Origin of the sequence: Mesorhizobium sp. M7A.F.Ca.US.006.01.1.1 (assembly GCF_003997935.1) — a bacterium.
Lineage (GTDB): Bacteria > Pseudomonadota > Alphaproteobacteria > Rhizobiales > Rhizobiaceae > Mesorhizobium.
In genome coordinates this window covers 1-3777 of the sequence record NZ_RZQL01000401.1, presented here as the reverse complement: position 1 = coordinate 3777, position 3777 = coordinate 1, and the positions used below count along the sequence as shown (strand labels likewise).

Sequence of the window (3777 nt, the reverse complement as noted above, 5' to 3'; positions counted from 1 at the left end):
GGCCGGCCGCGGTCTCGGGTTTGGCCGCGACAAAGGCCGACAATTCGTCGACGACCGATCGTGCCGCCTTGGGATCGTCACGCGCGATCGCATCGAGCGCCCGCTTCTGCAGCTTTTCGACCTCGGCTAGGCGGGCGATCGCCAGGAATTCACGAATCAGGATCACCACAAGCGCCAGCACGGCAACGGCGGCCATGGCCGCCGCCAGCCAGCCCAGCCATTCGGCGCGCGCGAAGAGGTCGCGTATGAGCTGGTCGGTCCATAGGCCGACCGCCAGCGAAACCAGCACGCCGAAGGCGCCGAAGAAGATGCTGCCGAGCAGCGAGCGTTTCCTGGGGGCGACGGCCGGCGGCGGCTCCGCGGCGATGATGTCGGGCTCGTCGAAGACGTCGACTTCCGCCGGTATGACCATCGCGACATCGGCCTTCATCGCGCGGGGCTTGCGCTGGGTTTCGGCTTGGGCATGGATACCGGGCTGGGCGCGGCGCGTCTCCGGCGCTTCCTGTCTCGATGTGGCTTCCGGCTCGATGCGGAATGCTGCCGGCTTGCGGGGCGCGGTCATGCCAGATGATCTCCGATCAGGAACTGCAAGGCACGGTCGAGCCTGATATGCGGCAGCGACAGCGTGACACCTTCGGCCGTGCGTTCGAGCTTTGGCGGACGGAAACGGACGAAGCGGATTGTCGGGTCCGCGGTGTCCTGCCTGTGATCGGCTCCCGAAACATCGAACACCGCGTCAATGTTCTCCGGTAAGTCACCGGGAAATATGGCTGTTTCCGTCTTTCCATCAAAGGTTTCGCCATTGATCTTCTCACCGGCGATCGGCGTGCCGATGATGACGGGAAGCGTCTCCCGGCCTTGCTTGACGGTGCCTTCGCGCGTCGCGCGCACCGCCGCCATGGCGACCACATCGACATCGGCGCCGGTGAAATTCGCCCGTGCCACGGCGCGGTCGGCAAGCCGCCGCACGATCGCCTGCAGCCGGTCATGGCTTTCGTGATGCAGATGGTCGGCCTTGGTCGCGGCAACCAGGATGCGGTCGATGCGCCGCGAGAACAGGTCGGTAAGGAAGCTGCCCCGGCCAGGTCGGAAACAGCTGAGGATCTCGGTCACCGCGCGTTCCAGGTCGGCCATGGCGCCGGGGCCGGCGTTCAGCGCCTGCATGGCGTCGATTAGCACGATCTGGCGATCGAGGCGGGTGATGTGTTCGCGGAAGAAGGGTTTGACGACGTGCGTCTTGTAGGCCTCATAGCGCCTGTCCATCATGGCGTGCAGCGACCCTGCGCGCGGACGCCTGTCGCCGATCCCGGCCAGGGGCGCGAAGGTCAGGGCCGGCGAGCCTTCGAGATCGCCCGGCATCAGGAAGCGGCCGGGCGGCAAGGTCGAAAGCGCCCACTCGTCGAGCTTGCAGGCCTTCAGATAGGCGGCGAAGCTTTCGGCCAGGCGGCGCGCCGTCATCTCGTCGGCATCGGCGTTCGGATCGATCTCGGACGACAGCGCCCGCCAGCCCTGCGACAGGTCCTCGCGCACCGGCAGAACGGCCATTTCGAAGGCTTCGTGGGAAAAATCGGCGAAGGATTTGCCGAGCAGCGGCAGATCGAGCAGCCATTCGCCGGGATAGTCGACGATATCGACCGACAATCTGCCCGAGGAAAACATGCGGCTCCAGCCGGAAGCCGATTCATATTCGATGGTCAGCCGCAGTTCCGAAATGGCACGCGTCGAATCGGGCCAGGCGCGGTCGTTGACCAGGGCGGCGATGTGATCCTCGTACTGGAAGCGCGGCACGGCGTCGTCCGGCTGCTGCTCGAGAAAGGCGCGGGCGATGCGCCCCGATTTCTGCGCCTCGAACAGCGGCAGGCGCCCGCCATGGATAAGATTGTGGACAAGGGCCGATATGAACACCGTCTTGCCGGCGCGGGACAATCCGGTCACGCCGAGGCGCAGCGATGGGGAAAAAAGCCCGGTGGCGCGGCCCGATAGCGTGTCGAGGGCAATCCTCGCCTCGTCGGTGAAGGTGGTCAGCGATGATGCCAAAATATGCTCTCTCGAACTTCGGTCCGTCCGATATAGGCTCTGTATCAGGGCTTTGAAATGGCTTCAGAGATCGGCCGGCGTCAGGAACGCTTCGAGATAGCCGGTGCCTTGAGCGGCGCTGGCAAGATCGCCGTCGAATCGGACGACCGCCAGGCCCGCGGTCGGAAACCCATGGTTCAGCGTGGCCCGCGCAGTTTCGTCGCCGTCGCCCGAAACTGCCATGGTGAGGTCTTCCATCATCGGGTTGTGGCCAATGACCAGCAATGAGCCCGATCCGACATTGTCGCGGATAAGGTGGAGGTAACCGGCCGCGTCGGCGCTGTAGAGCGTGTCGAAGAACAGGATCCGGCCGGTGTCGGTCTGGCCGGCCAGGCCTTCCAGCGTCTCCTTGGCGCGTTTGGCATTGGAGCAGAGCGTCCGGTCCGGGACGTAGAGGCGGGAACGCATGACGGCGCCCATCGCTTCGGCGTCGGCGCGGCCGGACGCATCGAGCGGACGGTCGAAATCGCGCATGCCGGGCAATGCCCAGCCAGCCTTGGCATGTCGCAACAGATAAAGCCTGCTCACCCAACCTCCGAATGCCGAAGCCGTCCGGAATTAGCCACGAGAACGGCGTTGCGCACAATGGCCCGTGCTCTTCAAACACCGCGAATCACCCAATGCTGCTTGCTGCAAAGGGCTCTTGCGTATCGGCCCCGGGGTCACGGCGATCTCGGAAAGCATGGGCCACCGGATCCAAAGTGTCTCGGCGGAGTTTGTACCAAAGCGATCGTACGCGGCTGCAAAGACGCGTGACGGGTACTTTAACAATTGCGTGAAACAGCGGCCGATTGCGCTTGTGCAGGCGTCGGACGACGAATATATAGGCGCCAAAATTGGGGCAGTTTGGGTGAGTCGAATGAACGACATCGTTACCGCCGATTACGTACCCTCCGAAGACGAGCCGTTTATGAACGAGCGGCAGAAATCCTACTTCCGCTCAAAGCTCGTCACCTGGAAGAATGACATATTGCGCGAAGCGCGCGAAACACTGGAAATCCTGCAGCAAGAGAACGCCAACCACCCCGATCTGGCCGATCGCGCCTCTTCGGAAACCGACCGCGCCATCGAACTCAGGGCCCGCGACCGTCAGCGCAAGCTCATTGCAAAGATCGATTCCGCCCTGCAGCGCATCGACGAAGGCACTTACGGCTATTGCGAAGAGACCGGCGAGCCGATCGCGCTGAAGCGGCTCGATGCACGTCCGATCGCGACATTGTCGATCGAAGCGCAGGAGCGGCATGAGCGCCGCGAAAAAGTCTATCGCGACGATTGAGGGTCAAGGCCGGCGGCTCACGGCCGGCTGTCTCGAACGAACTCGATTGTGAAATGGCCGGTTTTCCGGCCATTTTTATTGGTGCGGCATCCACCGCTCAGGGCGGGCGAAGGCAGCAAACCCTTGATATCTAGCGCTTCTGACGAGGTGGTTCGGCAGTGGACCAGTAGACCGGCGACGATGTTTCGCGGGGATAGCGACCCAGCAGTCGCTCATCTCTTCTGACTGGAGAGTTCGCCAAGAAGCTTGGTCATCTCGTCGTCGAGCGACTGCGGCGCCGCCGGCTTGCCCACCGGGCCGCCCGAACGGGGCTGGTCCAGCGATACTTCGAGTTCTCTCATCAGCGTGTCGTCGATGCTGTCCTGCACCGGCTGCGGTGGTGGCGGCGCGTGCCGGGCGGTGTTGGCATTGGCGGAGCCGTAGGC

At 63.8% G+C, this 3777-nt stretch carries 3 protein-coding genes and 2 pseudogenes; 1 reads left to right on the top strand and 4 read right to left on the bottom strand.

The features are described from left to right. The 3 genes and pseudogenes from EN943_RS35795 to EN943_RS35785 form a co-directional block, all read right to left on the bottom strand. Window positions 1-562, bottom strand: a pseudogene (locus EN943_RS35795) (TIGR01620 family protein); the annotation flags it as partial. Beyond that, window positions 559-2037, bottom strand: a complete 1479-nt coding sequence (locus tag EN943_RS35790) for a YcjX family protein (protein WP_127416470.1) — start codon at window positions 2035-2037, stop codon at window positions 559-561. The pseudogene EN943_RS35795 and the gene EN943_RS35790, both read right to left, overlap by 4 nt. 63 nt (window positions 2038-2100) lie before the next feature. Beyond that, window positions 2101-2604 carry a histidine phosphatase family protein gene (locus tag EN943_RS35785; protein WP_127416469.1) on the bottom strand — a complete coding sequence of 168 codons (504 nt, stop codon included), beginning with the start codon at window positions 2602-2604 and terminating at the stop codon, window positions 2101-2103. Window positions 2605-2935: 331 nt separating this feature from the next. Here EN943_RS35785 and dksA point away from each other — a divergent pair, with 331 nt between their 5' ends. Next, the gene (gene dksA, locus EN943_RS35780) at window positions 2936-3352 is read left to right on the top strand and encodes an RNA polymerase-binding protein DksA (RefSeq protein WP_013531862.1); all 417 of its coding nucleotides are present in this window, start codon (window positions 2936-2938) and stop codon (window positions 3350-3352) included. Window positions 3353-3564: 212 nt separating this feature from the next. Here dksA and EN943_RS35775 read toward each other — a convergent pair. Continuing rightward, a pseudogene (locus tag EN943_RS35775) lies at window positions 3565-3777 on the bottom strand (hypothetical protein); the annotation flags it as partial.

Excerpts from the sequence above, each read along its gene's own strand:
- dksA (WP_013531862.1), top strand. The coding sequence starts at position 2,936 with ATGAACGACATCGTTACCGCCGATTACGTACCCTCCGAAGACGAGCCG.